24 protein-coding genes, 5 tRNA genes and 2 riboswitches are annotated in these 26,284 nt (G+C 42.1%); of the genes, 27 read left to right on the top strand and 2 right to left on the bottom strand.

Annotated elements, in window-relative coordinates; translation table 11 throughout:
- The first annotated feature begins 9 nt into the window (after nt 1-9).
- Both B5Y67_RS15035 and B5Y67_RS15030 read left to right on the top strand, forming a co-directional pair.
- A complete protein-coding gene (locus B5Y67_RS15035; protein ID WP_088227235.1) occupies nt 10-711 on the top strand; it encodes a DUF554 domain-containing protein in 702 nt (233 codons plus the stop codon).
- Between the two features lie 28 nt (nt 712-739).
- A complete protein-coding gene (locus tag B5Y67_RS15030) occupies nt 740-1,243 on the top strand; it encodes a DUF4446 family protein (RefSeq protein WP_088227234.1) in 504 nt (167 codons plus the stop codon).
- Nucleotide 1,244: 1 nt separating this feature from the next.
- On the opposite strand, the gene yyaC is transcribed toward B5Y67_RS15030, so the two are convergent.
- Nucleotides 1,245-1,814, bottom strand: coding sequence for a spore protease YyaC (gene yyaC, locus B5Y67_RS15025; protein WP_088227233.1), 570 nt, complete (start codon nt 1,812-1,814; stop codon nt 1,245-1,247).
- A 115-nt stretch (nt 1,815-1,929) separates the two neighbouring features.
- Between yyaC and B5Y67_RS15020 the strand changes: the two genes are divergently transcribed.
- The 24 genes from B5Y67_RS15020 (at nt 1,930) to B5Y67_RS14910 (ending at nt 24,109) form a co-directional block, all read left to right on the top strand.
- Nucleotides 1,930-2,964 (top strand): hypothetical protein, encoded by a 1,035-nt coding sequence (locus B5Y67_RS15020; RefSeq protein WP_088227232.1) that lies wholly within the window; start codon nt 1,930-1,932, stop codon nt 2,962-2,964.
- Nucleotides 2,965-2,994: 30 nt separating this feature from the next.
- Complete coding sequence (selB, locus tag B5Y67_RS15015) at nt 2,995-4,890, top strand: selenocysteine-specific translation elongation factor (protein ID WP_088227231.1); 1,896 nt, start codon at nt 2,995-2,997, stop codon at nt 4,888-4,890.
- 258 nt (nt 4,891-5,148) lie between these two features.
- Nucleotides 5,149-5,772 carry a CBS domain-containing protein gene (locus tag B5Y67_RS15010; RefSeq protein WP_088227230.1) on the top strand — a complete coding sequence of 208 codons (624 nt, stop codon included), beginning with the start codon at nt 5,149-5,151 and terminating at the stop codon, nt 5,770-5,772.
- 195 nt (nt 5,773-5,967) lie between these two features.
- A tRNA-Sec gene (locus B5Y67_RS25385) sits at nt 5,968-6,065 on the top strand.
- Nucleotides 6,066-6,316: 251 nt separating this feature from the next.
- Complete coding sequence (locus B5Y67_RS15005) at nt 6,317-7,051, top strand: CvpA family protein (RefSeq protein WP_088227229.1); 735 nt, start codon at nt 6,317-6,319, stop codon at nt 7,049-7,051.
- A 98-nt stretch (nt 7,052-7,149) separates the two neighbouring features.
- The gene (locus tag B5Y67_RS15000; protein ID WP_088227228.1) at nt 7,150-8,523 is read left to right on the top strand and encodes an aminopeptidase; all 1,374 of its coding nucleotides are present in this window, start codon (nt 7,150-7,152) and stop codon (nt 8,521-8,523) included.
- A gap of 126 nt (nt 8,524-8,649) precedes the next feature.
- On the top strand, nt 8,650-9,525 hold the full coding sequence (locus B5Y67_RS14995; protein ID WP_088227227.1) for a mechanosensitive ion channel family protein: 876 nt from the start codon (nt 8,650-8,652) through the stop codon (nt 9,523-9,525).
- An 87-nt stretch (nt 9,526-9,612) separates the two neighbouring features.
- Nucleotides 9,613-9,819, top strand: coding sequence for a DUF951 domain-containing protein (locus B5Y67_RS14990; protein WP_088227226.1), 207 nt, complete (start codon nt 9,613-9,615; stop codon nt 9,817-9,819).
- A 2-nt stretch (nt 9,820-9,821) separates the two neighbouring features.
- Complete coding sequence (ychF, locus tag B5Y67_RS14985) at nt 9,822-10,922, top strand: redox-regulated ATPase YchF (RefSeq protein ID WP_088227225.1); 1,101 nt, start codon at nt 9,822-9,824, stop codon at nt 10,920-10,922.
- A gap of 119 nt (nt 10,923-11,041) precedes the next feature.
- On the top strand, nt 11,042-11,329 hold the full coding sequence (gene rpsF / locus B5Y67_RS14980; RefSeq protein ID WP_088227224.1) for a 30S ribosomal protein S6: 288 nt from the start codon (nt 11,042-11,044) through the stop codon (nt 11,327-11,329).
- 18 nt (nt 11,330-11,347) lie between these two features.
- A complete protein-coding gene (ssb, locus tag B5Y67_RS14975; protein WP_088227223.1) occupies nt 11,348-11,752 on the top strand; it encodes a single-stranded DNA-binding protein in 405 nt (134 codons plus the stop codon).
- Between the two features lie 19 nt (nt 11,753-11,771).
- The gene (gene rpsR, locus B5Y67_RS14970) at nt 11,772-12,002 is read left to right on the top strand and encodes a 30S ribosomal protein S18 (RefSeq protein WP_014829502.1); all 231 of its coding nucleotides are present in this window, start codon (nt 11,772-11,774) and stop codon (nt 12,000-12,002) included.
- 145 nt (nt 12,003-12,147) lie between these two features.
- Nucleotides 12,148-12,450: a MazG-like family protein gene (locus tag B5Y67_RS14965; RefSeq protein WP_088227259.1), complete on the top strand. Its 303-nt coding sequence runs from the start codon at nt 12,148-12,150 to the stop codon at nt 12,448-12,450.
- Between the two features lie 22 nt (nt 12,451-12,472).
- Entirely contained in the window at nt 12,473-13,402 is a 930-nt protein-coding gene (locus B5Y67_RS14960; RefSeq protein WP_088227222.1) for a DUF2232 domain-containing protein, read from the top strand.
- A 12-nt stretch (nt 13,403-13,414) separates the two neighbouring features.
- Nucleotides 13,415-13,861: a 50S ribosomal protein L9 gene (gene rplI / locus B5Y67_RS14955; protein ID WP_088227221.1), complete on the top strand. Its 447-nt coding sequence runs from the start codon at nt 13,415-13,417 to the stop codon at nt 13,859-13,861.
- Nucleotides 13,862-13,957: 96 nt separating this feature from the next.
- Nucleotides 13,958-15,856 carry a Lon family ATP-dependent protease gene (gene lonC, locus B5Y67_RS14950; protein ID WP_088227220.1) on the top strand — a complete coding sequence of 633 codons (1,899 nt, stop codon included), beginning with the start codon at nt 13,958-13,960 and terminating at the stop codon, nt 15,854-15,856.
- Between the two features lie 38 nt (nt 15,857-15,894).
- Nucleotides 15,895-17,229, top strand: a complete 1,335-nt coding sequence (dnaB, locus tag B5Y67_RS14945) for a replicative DNA helicase (RefSeq protein ID WP_088227219.1) — start codon at nt 15,895-15,897, stop codon at nt 17,227-17,229.
- Nucleotides 17,230-17,442: 213 nt separating this feature from the next.
- Entirely contained in the window at nt 17,443-18,855 is a 1,413-nt protein-coding gene (locus B5Y67_RS14940) for an FAD-dependent protein (protein ID WP_088227218.1), read from the top strand.
- Nucleotides 18,856-19,027: 172 nt separating this feature from the next.
- On the top strand, nt 19,028-20,323 hold the full coding sequence (gene purB / locus B5Y67_RS14935; RefSeq protein ID WP_088227217.1) for an adenylosuccinate lyase: 1,296 nt from the start codon (nt 19,028-19,030) through the stop codon (nt 20,321-20,323).
- Between the two features lie 64 nt (nt 20,324-20,387).
- On the top strand, nt 20,388-21,671 hold the full coding sequence (locus tag B5Y67_RS14930; protein WP_088227216.1) for an adenylosuccinate synthase: 1,284 nt from the start codon (nt 20,388-20,390) through the stop codon (nt 21,669-21,671).
- Nucleotides 21,672-21,743: 72 nt separating this feature from the next.
- Nucleotides 21,744-21,819, top strand: a tRNA-Lys gene (locus B5Y67_RS14925).
- Between the two features lie 92 nt (nt 21,820-21,911).
- Nucleotides 21,912-21,993: riboswitch (cyclic di-GMP riboswitch) on the top strand.
- A gap of 82 nt (nt 21,994-22,075) precedes the next feature.
- Nucleotides 22,076-23,845 (top strand): methyl-accepting chemotaxis protein, encoded by a 1,770-nt coding sequence (locus tag B5Y67_RS14920; protein WP_088227215.1) that lies wholly within the window; start codon nt 22,076-22,078, stop codon nt 23,843-23,845.
- Between the two features lie 106 nt (nt 23,846-23,951).
- Nucleotides 23,952-24,027 (top strand) — tRNA-Glu (locus B5Y67_RS14915).
- A gap of 6 nt (nt 24,028-24,033) precedes the next feature.
- Nucleotides 24,034-24,109, top strand: a tRNA-Phe gene (locus B5Y67_RS14910).
- A gap of 225 nt (nt 24,110-24,334) precedes the next feature.
- On the opposite strand, the gene B5Y67_RS14905 is transcribed toward B5Y67_RS14910, so the two are convergent.
- A tRNA-Gly gene (locus B5Y67_RS14905) sits at nt 24,335-24,409 on the bottom strand.
- A gap of 297 nt (nt 24,410-24,706) precedes the next feature.
- A riboswitch (cyclic di-GMP riboswitch) is annotated at nt 24,707-24,791 on the top strand.
- Between the two features lie 119 nt (nt 24,792-24,910).
- Here B5Y67_RS14905 and B5Y67_RS14900 point away from each other — a divergent pair.
- The gene (locus tag B5Y67_RS14900) at nt 24,911-26,170 is read left to right on the top strand and encodes a HAMP domain-containing methyl-accepting chemotaxis protein (protein WP_170932698.1); all 1,260 of its coding nucleotides are present in this window, start codon (nt 24,911-24,913) and stop codon (nt 26,168-26,170) included.
- The last annotated feature ends 114 nt before the right edge of the window (nt 26,171-26,284 follow it).

Here is a 26,284-nt window from a genome sequence, read left to right as displayed (position 1 = left end):
AAACTTAAGTTGTTAGGTACAATAGTAAACGCTATGGCAATTATCTTTGGCGGCCTCATAGGTCTATTCTTTGGACAAGCTCTGTCGGAAAAGATGAAAACTACGGTAATTCAAGGAATTGGACTTGTAGTTTTACTCATCGGCATAACGATGGCTTTACAAACAAAAAACACGCTGGTTGTTATTGCGAGTCTTGTAGTGGGCGGAATAATAGGCGAATGGATAGATATAGAACTCCGCTTAGAAAATTTTGGGCGCTGGTTGGAAAGCAAACTTGCTCGAGAAGGTGAAAAATCTGGTTTTACTAAGGCGTTTGTTACAGCAAGCTTAATTTATTGCGTTGGTGCAATGGCAATTATGGGTTCTCTGGAAAGCGGTCTAAAGGGTAACCATAACATTCTTTTTGCTAAGGCAATGCTGGACGGAATTTCCGCCGTTGTATTTGCTTCTTCAATGGGACTTGGCGTTTTAGTGTCTGCAATTCCAGTGTTCATTTATCAAGGGGCAATTACCTTAGGAGCGGGACTGCTGCAGGGGATATTATCGGGTCAAGTTGTGTCAGAAATGGGTGCTGTCGGAGGATTATTAATTGTTGGTATCGGTTTTAATATCTTAGAAATAAAAGAAGTAAAAGTGGGTAATCTATTACCAGGCATTTTTATTGCGATTCCGATAACCCTTTTGTTCACGAAACTACATCTGGGTATCTAACGGTTTGAAATAAAGGAGGAAATTTCCCTTGACATTATTATCAGGAACATTACCTGCTATCTGGTGGGGAATTGGAGTATTGGGTGTCCTAGTCATTATTGCCTATGTTATTAACATTATATTATTTAGACGTATGAAACGATTCGAAGAGGCATACTTAACATTGAAAACTTTCATGTCGGGAGGAGATTTAGAAAATATACTTCATGAGTTCAAGAATAAATTAGGTGATCATGAGGCAAAGTTAGAACAATGCGGGAAGCGGCTAGATCCAATTGAGTTAAAATTGAAAGCAAGTGTTGATCGAGCAGCGATAGTTCGGTATCGAGCATTTGAAAATGTAGGAAGTGATTTGAGCTTTGCCTTAGCATTATTAAATCAAGACGGCGATGGAATTGTTTTAAATTCGATTCATAGTCGGGAAGATTCAAGAGTATATGCTAAACCTGTCAGCGGTGGAGAATCTACTTATACATTAGCGAATGAAGAAAAAGAAGTAATTTCTAAAGCAATGAACGGACCTAAAATCTAATTCAATGATAATAGGTTTTTAAATAAGAGCGAGCAATAAGAGAGCTAATGTTCTCAGACATTTTCCAAACTAAGTTAAGGCGAGTATTTTGTAAAACGATGAATTCCATAAATCCTCCGACATTAACAATACCGGTCATATGAGCTTCCCCAACTTCAGGCAGCTTTTTATGAACACCAGCCCCTGGTTTTAAAGGCCCGTCCGCAAGAGTAATGCAGCCAATTGAATCCAGGCGCCCAAGACAAGCATCGACAGCGATGATAAAAGGCTCATGGTATGATTCCCGGATTAATTGGAGAGCATTTTGGAGGTTAGTTGCATGGACAGGCTCATCAAGAGTGCCGTAAACATGAAGCTGAGGGAGCTTTAAACGGGAAAGCTGAGTTCCAATCAGCGGACCGAGAGCATCACCTGTAGAACGGTCAGTTCCAATGCAAAAAATAATTGGCTGACGTTGATTTGCCGAGACAAATAACTCCGAAAGCCTTGTTTCCAGTTTTGCCTTAGCAAAATTGTCATCAACATGGGCTTTAATTTTTTGTGGTTCATGGATTAATGAAAAGAAACTCACAAACTACCCTCCTATTTCTAAATGGCTATTCATCTATTATATTTTCCAAAGGACAAACCATTTATGCATGTTAGCCCTCTTCAGACCATAAGTATGATGGCGAGGAGGAAAGTGCATGAAATGGAAAACGACGTTTCAAGTGGCAGCCACATATGTAGGCGCTGTTATGGGAGCAGGTTTTGCATCGGGTCAAGAAATTCAACAGTTTTTTGCCCGCTTTGGCGTATGGGGACTTGCAGGCATCGTTATAAGTACTTTTTTGTTTTCACTATTAGGGTGGTGTATGATTGATCTTCAAGAACGTTGGAAAGTTTCGTCATATCCGATGTTCTTTGACCATTTATTAAATACAAGATGGGGAAAATGGGCAGATGGACTTGTAAGCGTTCTATTATTCGTAGGAATGATGGCAATGATATCCGGCAGCGGAGCATTATTCTATGAATACTTTGGTTTCTCAAGATGGTATGGGATTATTCTTACGGATTCTGTTATTGCTCTAGCATTATGGTTTCGCGGAGAAGGAGTATTATGGATCAATACCGTATTAATTCCCTTAAAGTTTGCTTTTTGTCTGGGTATTGCAGCATTAGCTGTCTTCATAGCCAAACCGGGGGATGGCGAGGGAATCGTTGTTTTAGCAAATCCAATCGTAAACAATTGGATCTTTTCTGCAGTTCTTTATGTTTCGTTCAACTTAACATTAGCTATGGTAGTATTCGCCTCGCTGGGAAAGGACGTACAAAGGAGAGGGGCAAGATTAGGGGCAATCCTCGGTGGAGTAGCTTTAGGAATATTTGCTTTTATAATCGGTGCAGCATTGCTTAGATTTCCAGAGGTGCTGGGACTGGAAATACCAATGGTTGCAGTTGCAGGAAAACTAGGCGATTGGCCGGCATTCTTTTACGTTGTCGTACTTTGGTTAGCCATGATCACAGCCGCCATAGGGAATGGATTTAGTCTGGTTACCCGAGTTGTAGAGATAGGGGAATTAGATTATAACCGGACAACAATGATATTATTGCTTCTTCTTCTGCCTATAGCGGGCGTGAAATTCTCTCAGATAGTTCAGTTTGTATACCCATTATTTGGTTACTTGGGATTGGTGTTTATGCCTGCTATTTTGTATTTATGGAGGACTAAGAGGTAATATAAAAAATAAACTATAAGGGGAACAGTAATGGTTGAGAGACATTATTTAGTCGGAACGGCAGGACATGTTGACCACGGAAAGACAGAGTTGATACGTGCTCTTTCAGGTATTGAAACGGATCGGTTGAGAGAAGAAAAGCAGCGAGGGATTTCGATTGAGCTTGGTTTTGCGCATATGATACTTCCAAGCGGACGGAAGGTAGGAATAGTAGATGTTCCTGGACATGAGAAATTTATCCGTCAAATGTTAGCCGGAGCAAGCGGTATGGATGTCGTCTTGTTAGTGATAGCGGCTGATGAGGGGATAATGCCTCAAACAAAAGAGCATTTGGATATTTTGACATTGCTTGAAATACCTCGCGGAATAGTGGTTATAAATAAAGTTGATCTCGTTGATGAGGAATGGCTCGAACTTATGGAAGAAGATATTCGTGAAAAGCTTAAAGATACCGTTTTCTCTAATGCTCCCATATGTCGGGTTTCTGCAGTAAAAGGTTTAGGAATAGATTTATTACAAAAGGAGATCGACTTATTGCTCTCAGAAGTGGAGAGCAAAAACTCTTCAGGACCCATACGAATGCCGATTGACCGGGTGTTTAGTATTCAGGGATTTGGTACAGTAGTTACTGGGACATTACAGAGCGGCACCATAAGGCTAGGGCAAGAACTTTTAATTGAACCAGGAGAGATCGCAGCAAAAGTTCGTTCAATTCAAGTACATAATCAAAAGGTTAAAGATGCCGGCGCCGGGCAACGAGCAGCGGTTAATCTTGCAGGAGTTGAAGTCGCCGAGGTTGAGCGGGGATCAGTGTTAGTTTCCCCAAAGGTATTTCAAGTTGGCAATATTCTTGATCTATCCCTGCATAATCTCTCGTCTTCTGTTAAACCGATTACCCAAAGACAGAGAGTCCGTTTTCATTTGGGCACAACTGAAATACTAGGCAGAATTCATTTGCTGAATCATGAGGAACTCCCTCCAGGTCAAAATGGGTTTGCTCAAATTCTTTTGGAAGAACCAGTATTAGCGGCTTCAGGGGACCGATTTGTTCTAAGATTTTATTCCCCGACCCATACTATTGGCGGAGGTAAAGTTTTAGGAGTAGCCGATTATAAGAAGAAGCGGTTTAAAGAAAATGTATTGGATCAAATGAGAATAAAAGATTTAGGAGATCCTTTAGAGTTATTAGAAAAAGAAATCAATGAGCCAAGAAGTTTTGAGGAGCTGTTAACTCGCTTACAGATTAGCAACGAGGAATTAGAAAAACGCATAACCGCTCTGGAAACCAATAATAGAGCAGAATTGTTTATGGAAGATGATACTAAACTATTATGGGGGACTGAAGCAGCAAGTAATTGGCGCCGAAAGTTAATTGAGGTTGTGATGAACTATGTGAAGCAAAATCCCTTACGACTTGGAATTAGCCGAGGGGAATTAAAGACTCGTCTCGGCATACAATGGACAAACCGTCGCTGGCAGACAGTACTTGAACAAGGTGTAAAACATAATGCATATTACCTAAAGGGAAGTAAGGTTCAAACAATTGAAGAAGTTAGCATGCCTCCGTTAATAACCAAACGGCTTCAGGAATTAAGAAGTAAATGGGAATCATTTAAACTGATGCCGCCGGATTTACAAGCTGGGGCAGAAGATGTAGGTATTTTAAAGAATGAGGCTGCGGAATATGCTCAATATCTATGTGAGATAGGTGAGTGGATTCATATTGATCAATTATATTATCCTCAAAAGGAAATTGAGGCGGCTCAAAAAATGTTAACAGAGTTCCTGAAGAATCATGTTGTAATTGCTGTGTCAGAGGTTAGAGAATTGCTGGGAATCTCAAGAAAATATGCCGTTCCACTGCTCGAATATTTCGATCAGCAAAAGGTTACTAAGCGAAACGGTGATAAAAGGATACTTTATTAAGATTATTGTTAAGCAAAATTAAATAATTGACACAATAGTGCAAGGATTATAAAATAATTATGTACAGCAGGTTAATTAATTTAATCTCTGTCGTATCGTTGTTGTGTAGAGATTATTCTTATGTTATACCATGATCTTTTTCAATCAATCGCCTATATGTTCTTGAAACAGATAAGATTGTTCTTTTGGGCATATTCCTTATACTAGTTAACCTAGTTTTTATTTAAAGTATTTTTAACTAGAAAGGGGTAAGGAAACATGTATGTTCGCCAATTTATGACCACCCAAGTATTCACGATCTCGCCCAATGAGTCAATTGCTGATGCTATGGCCCTTATGCGTGATAAAAAAATTGACCGACTGCCTGTAGTAGAAAAGGAAAAGCTGATTGGACTTGTGACTGATGGAGATCTTAGGGAAGTATCACCTTCTCCGGCGACAACACTTAGCATCTTTGAGCTCAATTATCTGGTTGCCAAAACGACAATTCGAGAAATTGCGGTTAAAAAGGTCATTACCTGTCATCCCAATATGGGTATTGAAGATGCGGCATTGCTCATGAGAGAACATAAAATTGGAGGTCTGCCGGTTGTAGAAAACGAGAAGCTGGTAGGAATTATTACGGGCTATGATATATTAGATGCATTCTTGGATATTATGGGATCGCGCAGCCCCGGAGAACGTTTTGTTATCGAACGGAAAGATGAAAAAGGTGTTTTGCTGGACATCGCATCGACGTTTAAGCAATATGATACTAATGTTTCCAGCCTCGCCTTTTATCATTTGCGAGAAAATAAATTTCAGTTATTAGCTCACCTTCAAGGAGAGCAGCTAACTGAGGTTAAAACGTCATTAGAGGAAAAAGGCTATAATATTCGCTGAGTCAATTACTGATATAAGATGAACAGTCTGACTTAAATGGACGTTAACAAGATATTTTGTTGCGTCCACTTTTATTTTTGGCTCATTAACTTAGGCATTAATCTAATTGAAGTTATATATAAGCTCATTTCATATGATTCTCGATGACACACTTCCATATTTGAAAAGAATGTGTTAAAATTACTGACGTTGAAGGGGGATGGATGGTGGCTGGTGCTGCTCCCGGACTTCAAATCCGCGTGTCGGGACGCAGAACGTTCCGAGGTGTGTTCGATTCGCACGCATCCCCGCCAAAATTTAATAAACACTAATATGGGTTTTAAATTTACCGTTTATGTTTCTGTATAAATAGTAATTACGTATGGTTAAGTAGTTAAGAATAGAATGCCAAACTATGGATATCCGTAGAGATGAGACAGCGAAAAGCTGTCTTTTTAGCCATTGTGGGGTCCCTTTTGTAAGAAAACAAAGAGAAGGATTTTTGGATTGGAGAAGAGAATAGGTAACTCAGGGAACTGGAATTAGTGAACAAAGGGGGGACTGTATGAATCTAATTGATGTGCTGATCTTGGGATTTATATTGTTCGGTGCTCTATCTGGTTATCGAAAAGGACTCTTAACCAGTATCATATATTTATTGAGTTATGTAATTGGTTTTCTGGTTGCTTCATGGGAATATAGTGCTGTTCTTCGTTGGATAGAACAATATTTTCCTCTTCGGCAATGGCTTGAGCCTATTGTTTATAAAACAATTCTTCCGTTAGTTCAGACAAAAGCCTCATCTTTAGAACAACAAATACTGGGAAATATTCTTGGTTCTTTACCGGAAGAGTGGAAGAGCGTTTTTTCTTCTAATATTTCAGGTCAACCAATGACCCAAACCATTGAAAAAGTCAGTCAGCGTTTAGCAGAAACGTTAACAGACAGACTGCTAAATCTTCTTGCCTTTGCTTTGGCCTTTTATGGCATTGTACTTTTAGTTCAACTAAGTATGACGATTTTATTGAAACCATTAGGAATTTGGGGGAGCGCTCTCAACCGAGGGGGAGGCCTTTTTATAGGTGCTTTAAGCTCAACCATAGGGTTGGCCGTTTTTGCGGGATTAATTTCTCCTCTTTTGAATGTTGGCTTCAGCGGCAGTTTTGCGGCTCTCCTGCAGACCTCAACGGCTTTTCCATATTTAGTGAAAATTTTTAATGGTATAGATCAAGCTTTTGCGACTCAAATTAGTCAAAAATTAATAGCCCCCCTTATAAAAGAAAAAGGAATTTGGTTTTAATACATAAATTCAGGTGTGAAGAAGAAAACTTAGACTTGATAAGAGGTTGAAAATCTATCCTCATTATGAATTCATAATAAAAAGTAAGGAGATTTCCTGTGAGTAATCAAAAGAAAACGTTAGCTTGGGACGACCTATCACTGTCGGATAAGGAAGGGCAGAATGTAAACGATTATTTATCATTCCTCAGTGAGGGGAAAACAGAAAGAGAATCATGGAGAATAATTGAACGATATGCTGCCGCGGCTGGATTTAATCTGCTGTCTGAGGCGAGAACATTCTTAAGGGGTGAAAAAGTTCGCTTAGGAATCCGTGATAAAGCGGGTATTTTAGCTATTGCCGGCAAACGTCCCTTAAACGAGGGATTCCGTTTAATTGCCGCTCATATTGATGCACCTCGTCTTGATCTAAAACCGCGCCCTTTATATGAAGAAGAAGGACTCGCCTTTTTCAAAACTCACTATTATGGCGGCATAAAAAAATACCAATGGACAGCACTTCCTCTCGCTCTTCATGGTGTGGTTATCTTGGAAAATGGCAGGAAAGTTGACGTTGTCATTGGAGAAGACGAGGAAGATCCTATATTTACAATCAATGATTTATTGCCGCACTTAGCGAAGGATCAATATGATAAAAAATTGCGCGAAGCCATCCCAGGGGAAGGCCTGAATCTTTTGTTAGGGCACAAACCCGCTGAAGGTAAAGGAGAAGAGCGGGTCAAAGGTGCGATTCTCGATATTCTTAAGGAAAAATACGGAATGAACGAGGAAGACTTTGCCAGCGCTGAACTAGAGATTGTTCCGGCAGGAAAAGCCCGCTGGGCAGGATTGGATAAAAGTTTTATCGCTGGTTATGGGCAGGATGACCGAATTTGTTCCTTTGCCGCCTGGAAGGCAATCGAAGCCATAGAAACTCCTGAATGGACCACAGTTGTTCTTTTTGCTGATAAAGAGGAAATTGGCAGCTCTTCTAATACGGGAATGAAAGCATATTACTTGGAAAATTTTATTGCAGAACTCATCGCGTTACAAACAGGGAGTTATAATGGTCTTTTAGTAAGACGATCTTTAGCAAATAGTAAGGCACTCTCGGCAGATGTCGCCGCTGCATATGACCCTAATTTTGCTGAGGTTATGGATAAACGAAATGCCGCTTTCCTTGGACGAGGCATCGTTATTTGCAAGTATACCGGAGCTAGAGGAAAGGCCGAGTCCAATGATGCTAATCCTGAATTTGTAGCCGAAGTACGCCGCATTTTTAACGAGAATAAGATTTCCTGGCAAATCGCTGAGCTGGGTAAAGTTGACCAAGGAGGCGGCGGAACTATTGCTCAGTTTATGGCTGTATACGGTATGGAGGTTTTAGATTGCGGCGTTGGGCTCTTAAGCATGCATGCTCCTTGGGAAGTTTCGTCAGTTGCTGATTTCATGATGTTAATGCGAGGATATCGGGCTTTTTTGGCATCTGAATAGCTTACTGCCGGTTTTAGCGGGAAACATTGGCTTCTATTTGTGAATCGGCATAAGTATTGCTTAATATGGCGTTTAAGCGAGTTTAAATAGAAGCAGAAGAAGGCAGTAGAAAAAGGACGAATTAAGATGAATTTCTCATGGCTACCCCATAATATTACCGGTTTGAATTGGCAAGATCTAGTATCCTTTGTTCAAAATAGCTTGTTGCATATTGTTGTGCTTTTGATTCTCGCTCGTCTGGCCTATGGTTTGTTGATTTACTTTTTAAGGCGGATGTTAGTTGAGCGAAAAGGCAAGATATTGTTAGAGGATCGGAAAGCGAATACCTTGTTCTCCCTCTTGCGCAGCATGTCCTTTTATTTGATGACATTCTTGGTTGGTTTGCAAATACTTCAGATTCTTTTTCACTTTCCTACTGGGACGTTATTGGCTTCAGCAAGCGTTTTAGGTGTTGCTCTGGGGTTTGGATCGCAAAGCCTGGTCAAAGATATGATCAGCGGCTTTTTTATACTTTTTGAAAGCCAATTTTCAGTAGGAGATTATGTGAAAATAGGTGAGTTCGTGGGGACGGTTGAAGAGACCGGCGTTCGGACAACTCACCTGAGGGCCTGGGGCGGGGAAGTGCATATTATCCCAAACGGAAGTATAACAGCGGTTACTAACTTTAGCAGAGGGAAAATGTTAGCAAATGTTGAGATTCAGATACCTTATGAAGAAGATCTTGAAAAGGCAATGGATGTGATGCGGGCAGTCTGCGAGGAAGTAACCGCCGAATTTGGCGAAAAAATCATTGAGGCACCTACTGTCCAGGGGATAACTCAATTTGGAGAACGAAATGTAGTTCTCAGAGTGATTGCTTTTACAAAGCCTGATGAACAGTGGGGATTAGAGAGAGAATTACGGCGCAGAATTCACAGCGCATTTTTAAAAGAAGGAATACGAACACCTCGCTTTCAAAGTGTTATTATTACAGATCCTACGAAAAGTTCAGTTCGAGAGTGAAGCAAGGTATGGGAACCACTCCACTTGTAGAAGTGAGAGTCTTACGATTTGATAAAACCGAATAGTTATTAGGAGGAAGTCACAAACATGGTTCAATTAAATGTAGGGGATATTGTACGGCTAAGAAAACCGCACCCCTGCGGGAGTCTGGACTGGAAAATCATGAGAACCGGTATGGATTTTCGGATCCAGTGTTTGGGATGTCAACATCAAGCGTGGATTTCACGAATAAAGCTTGAGCGCAATATTAAGGAGATTCTTCAGAGCACTGAGGAAAATGAAAAAGGAGTGTAATCATGACATTACATGCTGGAATCGTCGGTTTGCCGAATGTCGGCAAATCAACGTTATTCAATGCAATTACCCAAGCTGGCGCGGAGGCAGCCAACTATCCTTTTTGTACGATTGATCCGAATGTAGGTATGGTAGAGGTACCGGATTCTCGCCTACATAAACTTGCCGAAATGGTTCATCCTAAAAAAATTGTGCCGGCGACTGTTGAGTTTGTCGATATTGCGGGGTTGGTTAAAGGGGCAAGCAAAGGAGAAGGCTTAGGAAACAAATTTCTTTCGCATATCCGCGAAGTGGACGCTATTGTACACGTTGTGCGCTGTTTTGAAGATTCGAATGTTGTTCATGTTGAAGGGTCGATTGATCCCAAACGGGATATTGAAACCATAGATCTTGAATTGATTCTTGCCGATATGGAAAGTATTGAGAGACGTTCGGAACGTTCGAGCAAACTTCTAAAAATGGGCGATAAAAAAGCGCAGGTTGAAGTTGAGCTTTTGAATCGGCTGAAAGATGTGTTCAATCAGGGTAAAGGGGCGCGCACACTGACTTTTTCAGATGAAGAGCAGGAAATTATTAAAGGGCTTTCGCTGCTGACCTTAAAGCCGGTCCTTTATGTTGCCAATGTACGAGAAGATGGCTTGGACAATACAGAAGATAATCCATATATTCAACAAGTTCGAGAAATTGCTGCCGCGGAAGGGGCAGAAGTTGTCGTCGTCTGTGCCCAGATTGAAGCGGAAATTGCAGAACTTGAGGCGGACGAAAAAGAAGTTTTCCTTCAGGATTTAGGCTTAAAGGAATCAGGACTTGATCAACTAATTAGAGTTTCATTTCATCTCCTCGGACTTATGACATTTTTCACGGCAGGTCCCATGGAAGTAAAAGCGTGGACAATTTATCAAGGGACAAAAGCGCCCCAGGCAGCTGGAGTAATTCACACAGATTTTGAGCGGGGCTTTATCCGAGCCGAAGTGGTTTCCTATGAGGACTTTGTTGAAAATAATGGTTTGAACGGTGCCAGAGATAAAGGTTTAGTTCGGCTCGAAGGAAAAGATTATGTAATGCGTAATGGTGATATTGTCCATTTCCGCTTTAATGTTTAAGCATTTTTAAGTCGATAATAGTTGCTTTTGAGCGGACAAAATGTTATAATTCTTATCTGGTAGTAAAAATATCCCTGCTCCGTTTACGGGGCCGTTTTAGTCCGAGGGGAGGTGCAAATATGAAAGCGTACGAAATACTTTATATTATCCGGCCAGATATGGATGAGGAAGCTACGAATGCTCTTGTTGACCGTATAAGTGGACTCGCTTCCAACAATGGCGGGCAAAATGTAACGGTTGATAAGTGGGGTAAACGTCGTTTGGCTTATGAAATCAAGGATTACAAAGAAGGCCAATATGTCCTCATGAACTTTGAAGCCGAAGGGAAAACATCCCAGGAAATTGAAAGAAATATGAAAATTTCCGATGATGTCATTCGCTTTTTAACCGTTAAAAAAGATGATTAAGAGGGCGGTGGGGCAAACATGTTGAATCGGGTCGTTTTGATTGGCCGTTTAACTAAAGACCCCGAATTGCGTTATACTCCAACAGGAGTTGCAGTAACTAATTTTACATTGGCAATTGATCGCAATTTTAAAAATGCTCAGGGAGAACGAGATACGGATTTTATACCTTGCGTTGTTTATCGGCAGCTCGCTGAATTTACTGCGAATTATTTGTCTAAAGGAAAAATGGCTGCCGTCGACGGAAGAATTCAAGTTCGTTCCTATACAGCTCAAGATGGACAAAAACGATGGGTGACGGAAGTTATAGCAGAAAGTGTTCACCTCTTAAGTCCCAAAGACAGCGGAGGGCAGGATCCTAATGCTCAGTCCGGAACTCGTTCCTTTGGACATGAAGTGAATTTGGATGATGACATCCCATTCTAAATAAGGAAGGGAGATTAGTATGAAACGTGAACGTGGACGACGCCCTCGGAAACGAGTGTGCAGTTTTTGTGTTGATAAAGTAGAATCTATGGATTACAAAGAAACACATAAACTTCGTAAGTATATTACGGAACGCGGTAAAATTTTACCCCGCCGAATTTCAGGGAACTGCGCTATGCATCAGCGCCAAGTAACTTTGGCCATTAAACGTGCTCGTAGTATTGCCTTGTTACCGTATAGTGTAGAGTAGAAAAAGGGAGCGAGAGCTCCCTTTTTGATTTTTATAGGTTTCCTTGGGAGTATTTTCATAGGGAAACGGTGAAGGAAATTAACGAAGTTATCACGAATTGTATGTTGAAGAAATCCAGCTTGAGGAGGGAGCGGCCCTGGAAAATATGGAAGTGGATGTTGTAAAGGGCTTAAGGGCTATCGAAGAACTCAAAGTAGGTTTAATTCAGGCCCAGTGGCAAATTCAACACGGGACGCTAAGTGGATCTGAAACTGAGATGCTTCAAGGTCTGGCAGATTTGGTAGGAATGAGCTATTTAATGGCCAGAAGGTTAGGTTTTGATTTTTCCCGTCTGGACCGTATGCTTCTACAACGTCTTGAAGATATTAAAAATGAGGACGAAATGAATCTTGAAAAGCAGTGGGGAGATTTAAGTTTACTTTTAAGTTATCTTGCACCTGAGGACTAAGTTAATAGGAGAATCAGAGGATATGTATTTACGCGATGAAGTGGCTAGCAGTTATGTAGCTGGTGCCATTCTCTTATCCTTTCCTTTGCTGGGAGTTGTATGGGGTACGTGGGGTTTTTTTTGGACCGTACTCATACTGTTAGCTGTATTTTTAGTTGGATTGCGCAAAGGGTTGCTGATTGCCTCGGCTCTCACCTTGATTGGTTTTATTGTCCCATTGGTTAGCATCGGATTACCTGCTCTGAGTCAAGTAAGTTTTGTTCCCTTGGCGGGATTACTCGGAGTCTTTGGCTGGCAAAGATGGCCGGTTCGGGTAACATTTTTTTGGAGTGCCGCATTGGCTTCGACTTTAGGCGTGATACCCGCTCTTCTATTTGCCGGACAAGGAATTGATCCTAAGTCCGTAACGGAAATAATTAATTCCATGGTTCAACAATATCAGGCTTCCGGCTTGTTGGCTGTGATGCAGCAGCAGGGGATTACAGAAATGCAGCTGCGTCAGTTAATGCAAGAGGGTATTCAGTTTTACATTTTGATTCTCCCAGGTTTTGTTGCTTTGAGCGCTTTGCTTGAGTACGCTTTCACCTTTTATTTTTTTAGACGCTGGCTGAACCCGAAAGGACGTATACCCTTCACCCATTGGCGGCTGCCCTGGTATGCAGTCTGGGGGGCTGTTCTGGGTATAGCGTTTTATCTTTTAGGGGATCAGTATTCCTGGATAACTCTTCGTGCCTTGGGAATAAATTTAATGGTCATATACGGAGCTGTAACGTTAATTCTTGGTATTGCTGTTTATTCTTATTTGCTTCAATCGCCTAAAATACCGCGATTTCTCAAATGGATTTTGATTGTGGCAAGTCTTGTTTATTTCTTTTTTAGTGTTTCCAGCATTATATTGTTTGGGCTTTTTGATTTAGTTTTCAACTTTCGCCGTCTACCCGAGGAATCATAAGGGGGAATTCAAATGAAGGTTATTCTTCAAGCAGATGTTAAAGGAACAGGTAAAAAAGGACAGGTTTGTGAAGTAGCTGACGGATACGCTCGGAACTTTCTGTTCCCTAAAAAGTTAGCCGTAGAGGCAACTACAGGAAATATTCAGGATATTTCTCATAAGAAAGCTGCAGAAGACCGTCGAAAAGCTAAGGAAAAAGAGGATGCTATTGTTTTAGGAAATAAACTCAATGATCTCCAGGTTGATGTTAAGATCAGGACTGGTGAGGGCGGACGAATATTTGGCTCTGTAACCAGCAAAGAGATTGCAGAAGGTTTGAAAAAACAACATGGTATTGAAATCGATAAGCGCAAACTCGAAGTAAAAGAACCTATCAAAGCTTTAGGAACTTACGAGATTTCGGTAAAGGTTCATCCTGATGTGACAGCTAAACTTCGTGTCTATGTTTCCGCAATTTAAGTTTGGTATAGCAAAATAGTACTTCCGGCATTGCAGCATAATAAAGAGCCAATAGTTATTATTGGCGAAGTTTGATCTCGTGAAAGGGGACCCCTAATGAAAGGGATTTTGACAAAATGGCTGAATCATACGAATTTTGGAGATCGGTTGCTTGATGAGGAAGAATGGGGCCGAGAAGTTGAGGCTCTTTATAGTCTAATCTCAAATTATTATGGAACAGATAAATTAGTGCTTAAGGCCAGTAAATTAGAGGCCTTAGCCTTGATGCGTTCGCATAATCTAATTGAACGAGTCGCAGGGCTGCGAAAAATTGTGATGGATGATCCAACTGATTATAAACTTCCGAATAAAGAGGAGATCCCCAAACTATTAGAGGATATCGAAGATAAAATTGCCGAACTAATTGCCAAGCGTTCAATTGAAGATCGCTTAGAACGGATTGTCACGGAAAAGATTCAAGAACGTCATGAAGATTATGTAAAAGAAATTAAGATTCAAGTTCTTCAGGAAACGGCCGGCCCTGAAAATGCCCAAACCCTTAAAAAATTGGCAATCATCGAAAAGATGAATACGATTTCTCTTAATCGTTCGGCGGCAGAGGTACTTCGTCCCCAGACCATCGAGGAAATTATTGGTCAAGAAAGTGCCGTTCAAGCCCTTTTGGCCAAGCTGGCAACGCCTTACCCTCAGCATATTTTAATTTATGGCCCTCCGGGAGTTGGCAAGACCTCTGCTGCCCGCGTTGCCCTGGAAACAGTTAAGAATCACTCCAATTCTCCCTTTGCTAAAGAAGCTCCATTTATTGAAGTTGATGGAACAACTTTGCGCTGGGACCCCAGGGATGTAACAAATCCTCTTATGGGGTCGGTCCATGATCCGATCTATCAGGGTTCAAAACGCGATTTGGCGGACACAGGAGTACCGGAACCTAAAATGGGTTTGGTGAGTGATGCTCATGGGGGCATTCTTTTTATTGATGAAATAGGAGAAATGGATTCTCTGCTTTTAAATAAATTGCTTAAGGTACTTGAAGATAAGCGTGTTACCTTTGATTCTTCCTATTATGATCCCAGTGATCCTTCAGTACCTCAATGGATTAAAAAACTTTTTGATGAGGGGGCGCCGGCGGATTTCGTTCTCATAGGAGCAACCACGCGTGATCCCAGGGAACTAAATCCCGCCTTGCGTTCTCGTTGTTCTGAAGTTTTCTTCGTTCCTCTGGAACCTAAAGATGTTCAGCATATTGTCCGGCAAGCCTCTCATAAACTGGATGTTGTCCTCGAAGACAATGTTCCTGAGATCATTAGTGAATATGTTATCGAGGGAAGAAAAGCGACAAGTATTCTTATGGATGCTTACGGCTTAGCAAGGTTTCGAAGTTCAGATGGGGACGTTGTTAAGATTACTTGTGCGGATGTTCAGGAAGTCTTGCGTTCGGCCAGGCTTACTCCCTACGGCTTTCGGAAAGTCCGGACTGATGTTGAAATCGGTCGAATTTTAGGGCTCGGAGTTGCCGGCTTTTTAGGATCAGTTTTAGAGATTGAAGCAATAACCTTTAAAACTCAGGATGACAAGGGGACTGTACGCTTTAATGAAACTGCTGGAAGTATGGCAAGAGATGCTTTCTTTAATGCAACCTCAGTAATCCGTGAACTAACTGGAGAAAACCTTCACAATTATGATGTTCATGTTAATGTTATAGGAGGAGCCAATATTGATGGGCCTTCAGCGGGATTGGCCACAACTTTAGCAATATACAGTGCCTTAAAACAACAGTCCATACGTCAGGATGTTGCCGTAACCGGAGAAATTTCCATACAAGGCAGCGTTAAACCTGTTGGCGGTATTTATGAAAAGATTTTTGGAGCTAAGCAGGCTAATCTTAAAAAAGTCGTCATTCCTCTGGAGAATATGGTTGATGTCCCTCAGAGCTTGCGCGGGATTGAAGTTGTAGGGGTTAGTACGATTGAAGAAGCCATAAAGCATGTCTTTTAAGCACTAATGACTGTGAGTGACTGGGAGGAGAAGCAGATATGGAACTACTAAAAGTTCCACCTCAGAACTTAGAAGCTGAACAGGCAGTCTTAGGAGCTATGATGCTTGAACCTGAGTCTGCCAGTTCTATTTTTGAATTTCTTCAGGCCGAAGATTTTTATCGAGATAATCATCGCTTAATTTTCTCAGCCATTCGGGAACTTTTTGAAAAAGGGGATCCTATCGATCTTGTCAGTGTGGCAGAGATTCTGCGTCAACAGGGCCGTATAGAGCAGGTTGGCGGGATTGCTACAATTTCCGAAATTGCTCGTTCAGTGCCTTCAGCGGCAAACGTAGATTATTATTCTAAAATTGTAAGTGAAAAAGCGCTTTTACGTCAGCTTATTCAAGTAACCAGCAGTATTTATGAACGCGGCTATGAACCTGGAGAAGAAGCCAAAACTCTTCTCGAAGATGCCGAAAAGCTAATTCTTGATCTTTCACGTCGACGGGTTAAAGACGGCTTTAGTATTATTCGCGATATTCTCTTAGATACGTTCGAAAAAATTGAATATCTTTATGCTAATAAAGGTAATTTAACTGGGGTACCAACTTTTTTTACGGAATTAGATCGCATGACCTCAGGATGGCAGCCGTCTGATCTTGTGATTATCGCCGCCCGCCCATCCATGGGAAAAACGGCTTTAGTTTTAAATATGGCTCAAAACGCAGCCGTCAGGGCCAACGTTCCGGTGGCTATTTTTAGTTTAGAAATGTCCAAAGAACAATTAGTACAACGAATGCTCTGTGGAGAGGCAATGGTTGATCAGCAGCGAGTCAGAACCGGTGAATTATTAGATGCGGATTGGCCAAAACTGACAAGGGCTGTGGGGCCTTTGTCCGAGGCACCTATTTTTATTGATGATACTGTTGGGATTTCTTTAGCGGAATTACGGTCAAAGGCCCGTCGCTTAAAAACAGAACATAATTTAAGTATGATCATTATTGACTACTTACAATTGTTAACTGTGGGAAAAAGGGCTGAAAGCCGTCAACAAGAGGTCGCTCAGATCTCAAGATCGCTTAAAGGGCTTGCCCGAGAACTTAAAGTGCCGGTAATTGCCTTATCCCAGCTGAATCGGGGAGTAGAGCAACGTCAAGATAAACGCCCGCTTATGTCAGATTTATTGGAATCAGGTGCTATTGAAGCCGATGCTGATGTTATTTCCTTCATCTATAGAGATGAATACTATAATCAGGAATCGGAAAAAAAGGGGATTGCTGAGCTAATTATAGCCAAACATCGTAATGGTCCAGTTGGAACAGTAGAACTAGGTTTTCTCAAAGAGTTTACGAAATTCGTAAATCTTGATCGTCAACACCAGATACAATGATTTTCTCACCCTGTTCATTTTAGGGAATGGACAGGGACTTTTTTCAGCTTGCATTTGGCAATAGCTGTCATATCTTATCGAATGTTAATCGTGTATTCTTGATGAATGTTCGGTAATTCCATTGACAATGGGAAGGAGGATTGTTAAGATGAGAGTGTTTGCGATAAGAAGTTTCTTCTTAAGCAAACGTAAATCTCTCTCGGAGGGGATACCTTGAAACATGAAGTTGATGTTCTAATTATCGGAGCAGGGCCTGCTGGAATATTTACAGCGTTAGAGCTATCTAAGCATAATAAAAACCTGAAAATTCTGATTGTAGATAGCGGACGAACGATAGAGAAAAGAAAATGTCCAGCCCGAACGACAGGTGTTTGTGCAGGGTGTAACCCTTGTGCCATCACGAGAGGATGGTCCGGGGCCGGAGCGTTCAGCGATGGGAAATTGTCCCTAAGTCCTGCTGTAGGCGGCCGTCTGACGGAATATATGAAGGACGATCAAGCACAGGCCCTTATAGACTACGCAGACTCAATTTACCGACAATTTGGGGCTCAGGAGACTGTCTATGGTCTGGATACTCGCCGGGTTGAGGAGATTCAGTATGATGCATCCCGCCATAATATTCAGTTGATCCATTGTCCTGTACGTCATTTAGGAACTGAGTTAGCCTATGAAGTTTTAAAAGGCATGTATCAACACTTAATGACTGAGACCAATACTGCCTTCTGGGAACTCGCCGAAGTTAAGGATATCCTGGCTGATCCTGCCGGAGCCCAAGGAGCAATCATACAGCGTCGTGATCAAGCTGAGCTTGACGAAGTAAGGGCAAGATATGTTGTTGCAGCTCCCGGCCGTGGGGGGGCAAATTGGCTTGCAGCACAAACGGTTCGATTAGGAGTCGTGACCGAAAATAATGAAGTCGATATCGGAGTTCGTGTGGAAGTTCCTAATTCGGTTATGGATCATTTAACCAAAGAACTATATGAAGCCAAGCTCGTTTATTATTCGGACACCTATGATCTTAAAACCCGGAGCTTTTGTGTCAATCCCGGAGGAGTGGTATCTGAAGAACACTATGACGGGGGAATTGCGGTTGTAAACGGTCATAGTTATGCTGATGCGGCTAAAAAGACCAAGAACACCAATTTTGCCTTATTAGTTTCCACTCATTTTACGGAACCCTTTAACCAGCCAATCGAATATGGTCGGTATATTGCCAGATTAGCCAATATGTTAACCGGCGGGGGCGTTATGGTTCAACGCTTAGGCGATCTTCTGCAAGGGAGAAGGACAACAGAGAGTCGTCTTCGCAAGTCGACGACAATCCCTACACTGGTGTCCGCAGTACCAGGAGATCTGAGCTATGTGTTTCCTGAGCGTTACCTGACGTCGTTAACAGAAACACTAAAGGCCTTTGATAAGATTGCTCCGGGAATGTATTCTAAGAACACCTTGCTTTATGGAGTTGAGGTCAAGTTTTATTCTTCAAAGGTAAAGGTAAAAAATAATTTTGAAACGGCAATTCCTCATTTATATACGATTGGAGACGGAGCGGGAATTACGCGTGGATTAATGCAGGCTTCCGCGACGGGAATAGTTGTAGCACGGGATATTGTATCTAAAGAATAAAACGATGGTTACAGGATTAAGACTACAGATGGGGTTAACCCATCTGTAGTTTCGCTGAGTAATTGGAACTCATAAGAATAGGCATATCTGCCTAACTTAATAGATAAGAAAGCCTATTACTTGGCAGTTTATTGAACCAACCGAAGAGTAATGGATTGGGGGCGCAGAGGATTTGCTGGATCGATACACACACCCCGAAATGGGAAAACTCTGGAGAGACGGTTACGAATATGAGCGCTGGCTGGAAGTAGAACTTGCAGTTGCCGAAGTTATGACCGAACGGGGAGAAATCCCTCTTAAGGCGATGGAAGATATCAGACGTTCGGCGAAGGTAAATTCTCAGCGAGTTTTAGAAATCGAAGCCATAGTCAGGCACGATCTTATTGCCTTTTTACAAGCCGTTGTCGAGGAAATCGGAGAATCAGGAAAATACTTGCACCTCGGGTTAACCTCATCAGATGTGAAGGATACTGCCTTAAGTCTGGTCCTGCGAGATTCAGGGAAGCTGCTCAAGAAGGATCTTCAGGGGTTAAGAGATGTTCTGGCTAAAAGAGCTTTGGAAAGCAAATATACGGTCATGGTGGGAAGGACCCATGGGATTCACGCCGAACCTTTGACGTTTGGTTTAAAACTCGCGTTATGGATTGCTGAACTGGATCGTCAGGTGGAACGCCTGGATCAAGCAATATCCTCGGTAAGCGCGGGCAAAATATCCGGGGCAGTCGGAACTTACGCAAATGTTTCGCCGGACGTCGAGGATGCAGTGTGCAAGCATTTAGGGCTAACGAGGGCTTTAGTTAGTAACCAGATATTACAACGGGATCGACATGCTCATTTTATGACTACCCTTGCCTTAATTGGCGGTTCTTTGGAAAAGATGGCAACGGAAATTCGAAATCTGCAGCGAACGGATATTCTTGAAGTGGAGGAGCCCTTTGCTGAGGGGCAGAAAGGCTCATCAGCAATGCCTCATAAGCGCAATCCTATTGTCTGCGAACAGGTGAGCGGCATGGCAAGACTTCTGAGAGGCAATGCCTTAGCGGCGATGGAGAACATAGCTCTCTGGCATGAAAGGGATATGACCCATAGTTCGGTGGAACGAGTAATTTTGCCGGATAGTTGCCTGCTTCTGGACCATATGCTCAGGCAAATGACCCGCATTATCTCCGGCTTGAAAATTCACGAAGAACAAATGAAGCGAAATCTACAGAAAACCTATGGCTTAACATCATCACAACGCGTTCTCCTGGCATTAGTGGAACATGGATGTATGCGGGAAGAAGCTTACGCTTGGGTTCAGCAGGATGCTTTTCAAGCTTGGGATCAAGGAAAAGATTTTATCGAAGTTGTTTCTCAAGATACGCGTATAGGCAATTATTTAACGGAAAAGGACTTGCACAGTCTTTTTGATTTGAGCTATCATCTCCAACATGTTGATGATATTTTTAAACGGTTGGGTTTAGAGTAGAATGTTTTGATCTGGGAACTTTAGTTTAAAGGGATGTTAGATTGAAAGACGGGGGGAATTATTGATGGCTGGAGTTATATTAATTGGATCTCAATGGGGAGACGAAGGGAAAGGTAAGATTACGGATTTCCTTGCGGAAAAGGCGAATATGGTCGTTAGATATCAAGGCGGCAATAATGCGGGACACACCGTTGTCGCTGATGGAGAGGAATTTAAGCTGCACCTTATCCCCTCCGGAATTCTCTACCAGGACAAGACTTGTGTCATTGGCAATGGCGTAGTCATTGATCCTAAAGTTTTATTGGAAGAACTTAGTTATTTAGAAAAGCGAGGAATTAAAACCGGGAAGCTGCTAATTAGCAGCAATGCCCACGTAATTATGCCTTACCACCTGGTGTTAGACGGCTTGGAAGAAGAGGCTCGCGGGGACCATAAAATCGGAACAACGAAACGGGGCATTGGTCCTGCTTATATGGATAAGGCCTCACGAGTCGGAATTCGTGTTATCGATCTACTCGACAAAGAAGAGTTTGCTGAGAAACTGCGTCGAAATTTAGAAGAAAAGAATAACCTTTTTGTCAAAGTTTATGGTAAGGAAGCCATGAAATTTGAGGATATCTATGACACTTACTTAGGATATGCTGAGCAGCTTCGCCCGATGGTTACAGATAGTTCATTAGCCATAGACGAATGCCTCAGAAGTGGGGAAAAAGTGCTCTTTGAAGGTGCTCAAGGTACTTTACTGGACATAGATCATGGTACGTATCCCTTTGTAACTTCTTCCAATCCGATTGCCGGGGGAGCCTGTGTCGGCGCAGGTGTTGGCCCTACGCGCATTGATCGTGTTGTTGGGGTTGTTAAAGCCTATACCACACGTGTTGGGGAAGGCCCCTTCCCTACAGAACTTCTCGATGAGGTAGGTGAAGAAATGCGGGCCAATGGACACGAATTCGGAACGACAACCGGCCGCCCTCGTCGTTGTGGCTGGTTTGATGCTTTGATTGCTCGCTATGCAGCACGTGTCAGCGGGATTTCAGATTTTGCAGTCACAAAACTTGATGTCCTTACAGGATTAAAAACAGTAAAAATTTGTGTTGGCTATCGGGTCAATGATGAAGTTATCTACGAATTTCCTCAAAGTCAGAAGATCTTCAATCTTTGTAAACCAGTGTATGAGGAACTGCCGGGATGGCAGGAAGATCTGACCCAGGTGCGCCGCTTTGAGGAGCTGCCTCAGGCCGCTCAGCACTACATTAAGCGGATTGAAGAATTGACGGGTGTTACTGCAACGTTAATTGCGGTTGGTCCAGGCCGGGAACAAACTATTGTACGGGGATCAATTTTTTAAATAATAAAAGTTTGTTGTAAAAAATTGAATCTTGACACATTTGTAACTTTCCTGTAACATTTAGACCGGTAAGAGCCATTAGCTCAGTCGGTAGAGCACCTGACTTTTAATCAGGGTGTCCCGCGTTCGAGTCGCGGATGGCTCACCATCCTTCTTTGGAAACCCATGGGGGTTTGAGCGAAAAGGCAGGTTAGCTGAATTTTAGTGAAACCTGGATTTACATAGTGAAACATAAAGAGCATTTGAAAAAGGCAAACTCAGTGAGAACTGGGGACGCAAAGCTACGGGTCTTCCATATAAGGATGATGGCCGAGTTACCAAATAAGGACTCAGTCGCTGTCCCTTGCGGACGGCGATTTTGTTTTAAGTAAATCAATCTATTTCGGAAGGGAAGGGTGTCAAGATTGAAAAAAATTAAATATCGGATTCTACTGCTCTTATTGATCACTACATTAATTATGGCTTTTATTCTCGGCGGGTATAATATTTACAGTACCATTACTTCAGAACAAGCTAATATAGCTCAATACCGTGCAACGTTGTATGAACAATTCGACAGACAAATCAAGCTGGAAGTTCAAACTGCTTATAGCTTAGTTCAAGATATCTATAATCGACAGCAAAAGGGCGAGTTAACACCTGAGCAAGCCAAAACCACGGCGGCTAATTTAGTTAGAGACCTTCGTTATGACCAAGAAAATTATTTCTGGGTCGATACAACAGAAGGGGTTAATGTTGTCCTGCTGGGCAGAACTGCCAATGAAGGTAAATCACGTCTTAATGCCCAGGACACTCAGGGTAAATACTACGTTAAAGATTTTATTTCTAATGGGTTGAAACCCGGCGGGGGTTATACAGACTATACCTTCGCCAAACCGAATCAAACAGTGCCGCTGCCCAAAAGGAGCTATACACTGCTTTTTAAGCCCTATAACTGGGTTATTGGGACGGGCAATTGGGTTGATGATATGGATAAGCTTGTGGCAGTTAAACAGCAGCAGGTTCTGAAAGCTGGACAGAAAAGCGTTACCTATACCATTTTGTCTCTGATTTTAGCATTTGGAGTTGCCTTAGTTTTGGGAACGATTTTGAGCAACAAACTTTCGAAGCAGATCAGGGAAGTAGCGGATACTGCCGCTGAAATCGCTAAAGGAAATCTAAATATTAATAAACTAGAGACAGATACAAATGATGAACTAGGCCAACTAGGAAAGGCCTTTAATACTATGACAGATAACCTAAGACAGTTGGTTCAACAAGTATCCTCCTCTGCAGCACAGGTTGCTGCATCATCAGAAGAACTTAGTGCGGGAGCTGATCAATCTGCTCAAGCATCCAGCCAAGTAGCTTCATCCATCATGGAAGTTGCTAAAGGGGCTGAAAAACAGTTGAATGCTATGAATGAATCGTCAGCTATTGTTGAGGAGATGTCGGCGGGGATTCAGCAAATGGTGGAAAACGCTAAGGTTGTCGTACAGTCTTCTGAAAAAACGGCCCTTTCTGCTTCAGAAGGAAGTGCGGCCATTGATAAAACGATTCAACAAATGGCGACTATTGATCAAACTGTAACCGGTTCGGCAGAAGTTGTTATGACATTAGGGGAACGGTCTAAAGAAATTGGGCAAATTGTTGATACTATATCAGGGATTGCTGAACAAACGAATCTGCTTGCTCTGAATGCCGCGATTGAGGCAGCTCGTGCCGGGGATCAGGGCAGAGGTTTTGCTGTAGTCGCTGATGAAGTTCGTAAACTGGCTGAACAATCCCAAGTGGCTTCACAACAAATCGCTGCATTAATCCACGAAATTCAGCAGGATACCCAGAAGGCCGTCTTATCGATAAATGAAGGAACACATCAGGTGAAACTCGGTACTGAGGTTGCTGAAACGGCTGGTCAAGCCTTTAGTCAGATTTCGTCCTTGATTGAAGATGTCTCGACACAAGTCGGAGAGATTTCCGAAGAGATTCAACAAATGGCCTTGGGCAACGAACGAATAGTTGCCTCGGTTTCAGATGTTTTTGAGACAAGCCGGAGCATTACAGATCAAACTCAGACAGTATCTGCAGCCACAGAGGAACAAACCGCTTCTGTTCAGGAAATCGCTTCCTCCAGTAAAGTTCTGTCTACTATGGCTGAAGAATTGCAAGCAGCTTTAAATAGGTTTAATGTTTAATTTCCTTTTCTAAGAGTACTTGACACCAGGCGGGCTTTCCTGTAAAATTCATATCTGTGAGCTGGGTTTTGTGCTTTTAAGCAGAGGGCCACTCCACACGAGAAAAGGCCCGTTGGTCAAGCGGTCTAAGACATCGCCCTTTCACGGCGGCTACACGGGTTCGAATCCCGTACGGGTCACCATAAAATGCCTCGGTAGCTCAGTCGGTAGAGCAGAGGACTGAAAATCCTCGTGTCGGCGGTTCGATTCCGTCCTGAGGCACCATTTTAACGTTACTATGCAATCAGCTAAACAACATCACAAAATAAGAGTTCTGACTATTTCCTTTGAGAAAGAGTTAGAACTCTTTTTTATTATTTTTAAGTTTAAATATTTATGATTTATCCAATCTAAAAATAAGTGAACTTGGATCTACCCCCACTTGTAGAAGTGGGGGGCCTATAAAAAATAATAAAGTCACTGCCTCTATGCAGTGACTAATAAGCAATATGGAGCGGACGACGAGATTCGAACTCGCGATCCTCGGCTTGGGAAGCCAATGCTCTACCGCTGAGCCACGTCCGCTTAATAGATTATCAATTTCCGTTTGAACAATAGTAGTTCATCCGACAAAGAAAATTATAAGCGTTACGATTAAATATGTCAACTTATTGTGAAAGAGGATAGTCTATTTTGCTGGTAAAGTGCTGTGAGCTTTTCGCAATTTTTGTATAGGTGAGATCGTCATTAAATTTGAGGATAAAAACTTTTTGTTCACCAAAGTTCGACAAATTATTCATTGTGGTAAGGAGTACAATATAAATGCCAGTGGCTTTGTGAATAATTCTACATTATGTAACAATAAAATTAATCAACTATACACTTCGACAAGGGCAAACTTAGCGAAAGCTAAGGACGCAAAGTTATGGGCCTTCCAAATTGAGTTGATGGCTGCCAGACTCCCGAAGAATCTTTTGTCGCCGTAGTATGGCGGCTTTTTCTTTCTCAATTTTAAGAAATTTATAGAATGAATGAAAAATGAGCTGGTCCTCTTCTATGGGTGACGAGTTTAAGGAGTGTGCAAAAATGAAGTGGTTCAGGGATCTTCCTATAAGTACTAGAATCATAGGCCTTGTCATTTTAATGTCTCTTTTTATGATAGCAGTCGGTGCCGCAGGTTATTTTCAAATCCCCCCTAAAATTACAATTTGCTTATCACTTATTGCGGCGAGTATTTCTCTGATTATCGGGTGGCTGATTGCAAGAATGATTACGGTTCCCCTTAAGAAAGTGGTAGCAGAAGTGAATCGAATAGCAGAAGGAGACCTCACAGTAGAAAGAGTTAATCTGAATACTAAGGATGAAATAGGTGTATTGGCAAAGGCCGTTGATATGATGTCGGCTAACCTTAAAACGTTAATTGGTCATGTTACTAAAACAAGCGAGCAGCTTGCCTCATCGTCTGAAGAATTGAATGCTAGTGCCGAAGAGAGTTCCCAGGCTTCAGCTCAAATTGCCAGTGCGATTGCCAATGTTGCCACTGGTGTCGAAGAAGAATCTGGTGCTCTCGATGAAACTTCGTCTGCAATTGAACAAATGTCTGCAAGCATCGAGCAAATGGCAGCTACAGCGGCCACAGTTGCCGAGCATACCCAATCAGCTTCCTCAGTTACAGAAGAAGGACAACAAGCTGTAGAAAATGCGGTTAAGCAAATGGATACCGTTGCCTTCGGGACCGCTCAAATAGGGTCGGCAATTAATAAGTTATCAACAAGCTCTAAAGAAATCGGAGAGATCACTGATGTCATCGCTGAGATCGCTCGACAAACTAATTTGTTGGCCTTAAATGCAGCTATAGAGGCAGCAAGGGCTGGGGAACAAGGCCGGGGGTTTGCTGTGGTAGCTGAAGAGGTTCGGAAGTTAGCAGAACAATCCGCCGAAGCTGCAAACAAAATTGCGTCGTTGATTAATGAAAATCAAGACAACATTGAAGAAGCCGTTCGCTCAATGGAATCAGGAGCAAAGGATGTACAAATGGGTATTGAGGTCGTTTCTAAAGCAGGTGAAGCTTTCATACAAATCGCGCAATCGGTCACTGAAGTGGCAGCTCAAGTACAAGAAATCTCCGCAACGACACAACAAATGGCTAACGGCAGCCAGCAAGTTGTGGCTTCGATACGCCAAATTGATAATATTAGCAAGGAAAACTCAAATCATACTCAAACCGTATCCGCTGCAACGGAGGAACAAACTGCTTCTATTGAACAAATTGCGTCAGCTAGTCAAAGTTTAGCCAATTTAGCCGAGGAACTTCAAAACGAAGTTGGGAAATTTCACGTTTTTTAATGCCGTTTGTACTTGAAAATAAGAAGCTTAACAATTTATCAAAATGAATTGAGATTAAGTTTGACATCTTAAGTCAAAGCGTATAAAATTCATTAAATATTAGCTATTAAAATA

The organism is Desulfosporosinus sp. FKB, assembly GCF_002196705.1.
Taxonomy (GTDB): Bacteria; Bacillota; Desulfitobacteriia; order Desulfitobacteriales; family Desulfitobacteriaceae; genus Desulfosporosinus.
This window is presented reverse-complemented; position numbering and strand designations above follow the sequence as displayed.

Bases quoted from the DNA above. Each gene is read 5' to 3' on its own strand.
- B5Y67_RS14995 (WP_088227227.1), top strand. From the start codon at position 8,650: ATGAATTTCTCATGGCTACCCCATAATATTACCGGTTTGAATTGGCAA.
- dnaB (WP_088227219.1), top strand. From the start codon at position 15,895: ATGGAACTACTAAAAGTTCCACCTCAGAACTTAGAAGCTGAACAGGCA.
- B5Y67_RS14965 (WP_088227259.1), top strand. From the start codon at position 12,148: ATGGAAGTGGATGTTGTAAAGGGCTTAAGGGCTATCGAAGAACTCAAA.
- B5Y67_RS15010 (WP_088227230.1), top strand. From the start codon at position 5,149: ATGTATGTTCGCCAATTTATGACCACCCAAGTATTCACGATCTCGCCC.
- rpsF (WP_088227224.1), top strand. From the start codon at position 11,042: ATGAAAGCGTACGAAATACTTTATATTATCCGGCCAGATATGGATGAG.
- lonC (WP_088227220.1), top strand. From the start codon at position 13,958: ATGAAAGGGATTTTGACAAAATGGCTGAATCATACGAATTTTGGAGAT.
- selB (WP_088227231.1), top strand. From the start codon at position 2,995: ATGGTTGAGAGACATTATTTAGTCGGAACGGCAGGACATGTTGACCAC.
- ssb (WP_088227223.1), top strand. From the start codon at position 11,348: ATGTTGAATCGGGTCGTTTTGATTGGCCGTTTAACTAAAGACCCCGAA.
- rpsR (WP_014829502.1), top strand. From the start codon at position 11,772: ATGAAACGTGAACGTGGACGACGCCCTCGGAAACGAGTGTGCAGTTTT.
- B5Y67_RS14930 (WP_088227216.1), top strand. From the start codon at position 20,388: ATGGCTGGAGTTATATTAATTGGATCTCAATGGGGAGACGAAGGGAAA.
- B5Y67_RS14960 (WP_088227222.1), top strand. From the start codon at position 12,473: ATGTATTTACGCGATGAAGTGGCTAGCAGTTATGTAGCTGGTGCCATT.
- rplI (WP_088227221.1), top strand. From the start codon at position 13,415: ATGAAGGTTATTCTTCAAGCAGATGTTAAAGGAACAGGTAAAAAAGGA.
- B5Y67_RS14900 (WP_170932698.1), top strand. From the start codon at position 24,911: ATGAAGTGGTTCAGGGATCTTCCTATAAGTACTAGAATCATAGGCCTT.
- ychF (WP_088227225.1), top strand. From the start codon at position 9,822: ATGACATTACATGCTGGAATCGTCGGTTTGCCGAATGTCGGCAAATCA.
- B5Y67_RS15005 (WP_088227229.1), top strand. From the start codon at position 6,317: ATGAATCTAATTGATGTGCTGATCTTGGGATTTATATTGTTCGGTGCT.
- B5Y67_RS14990 (WP_088227226.1), top strand. From the start codon at position 9,613: ATGGTTCAATTAAATGTAGGGGATATTGTACGGCTAAGAAAACCGCAC.
- B5Y67_RS15020 (WP_088227232.1), top strand. From the start codon at position 1,930: ATGAAATGGAAAACGACGTTTCAAGTGGCAGCCACATATGTAGGCGCT.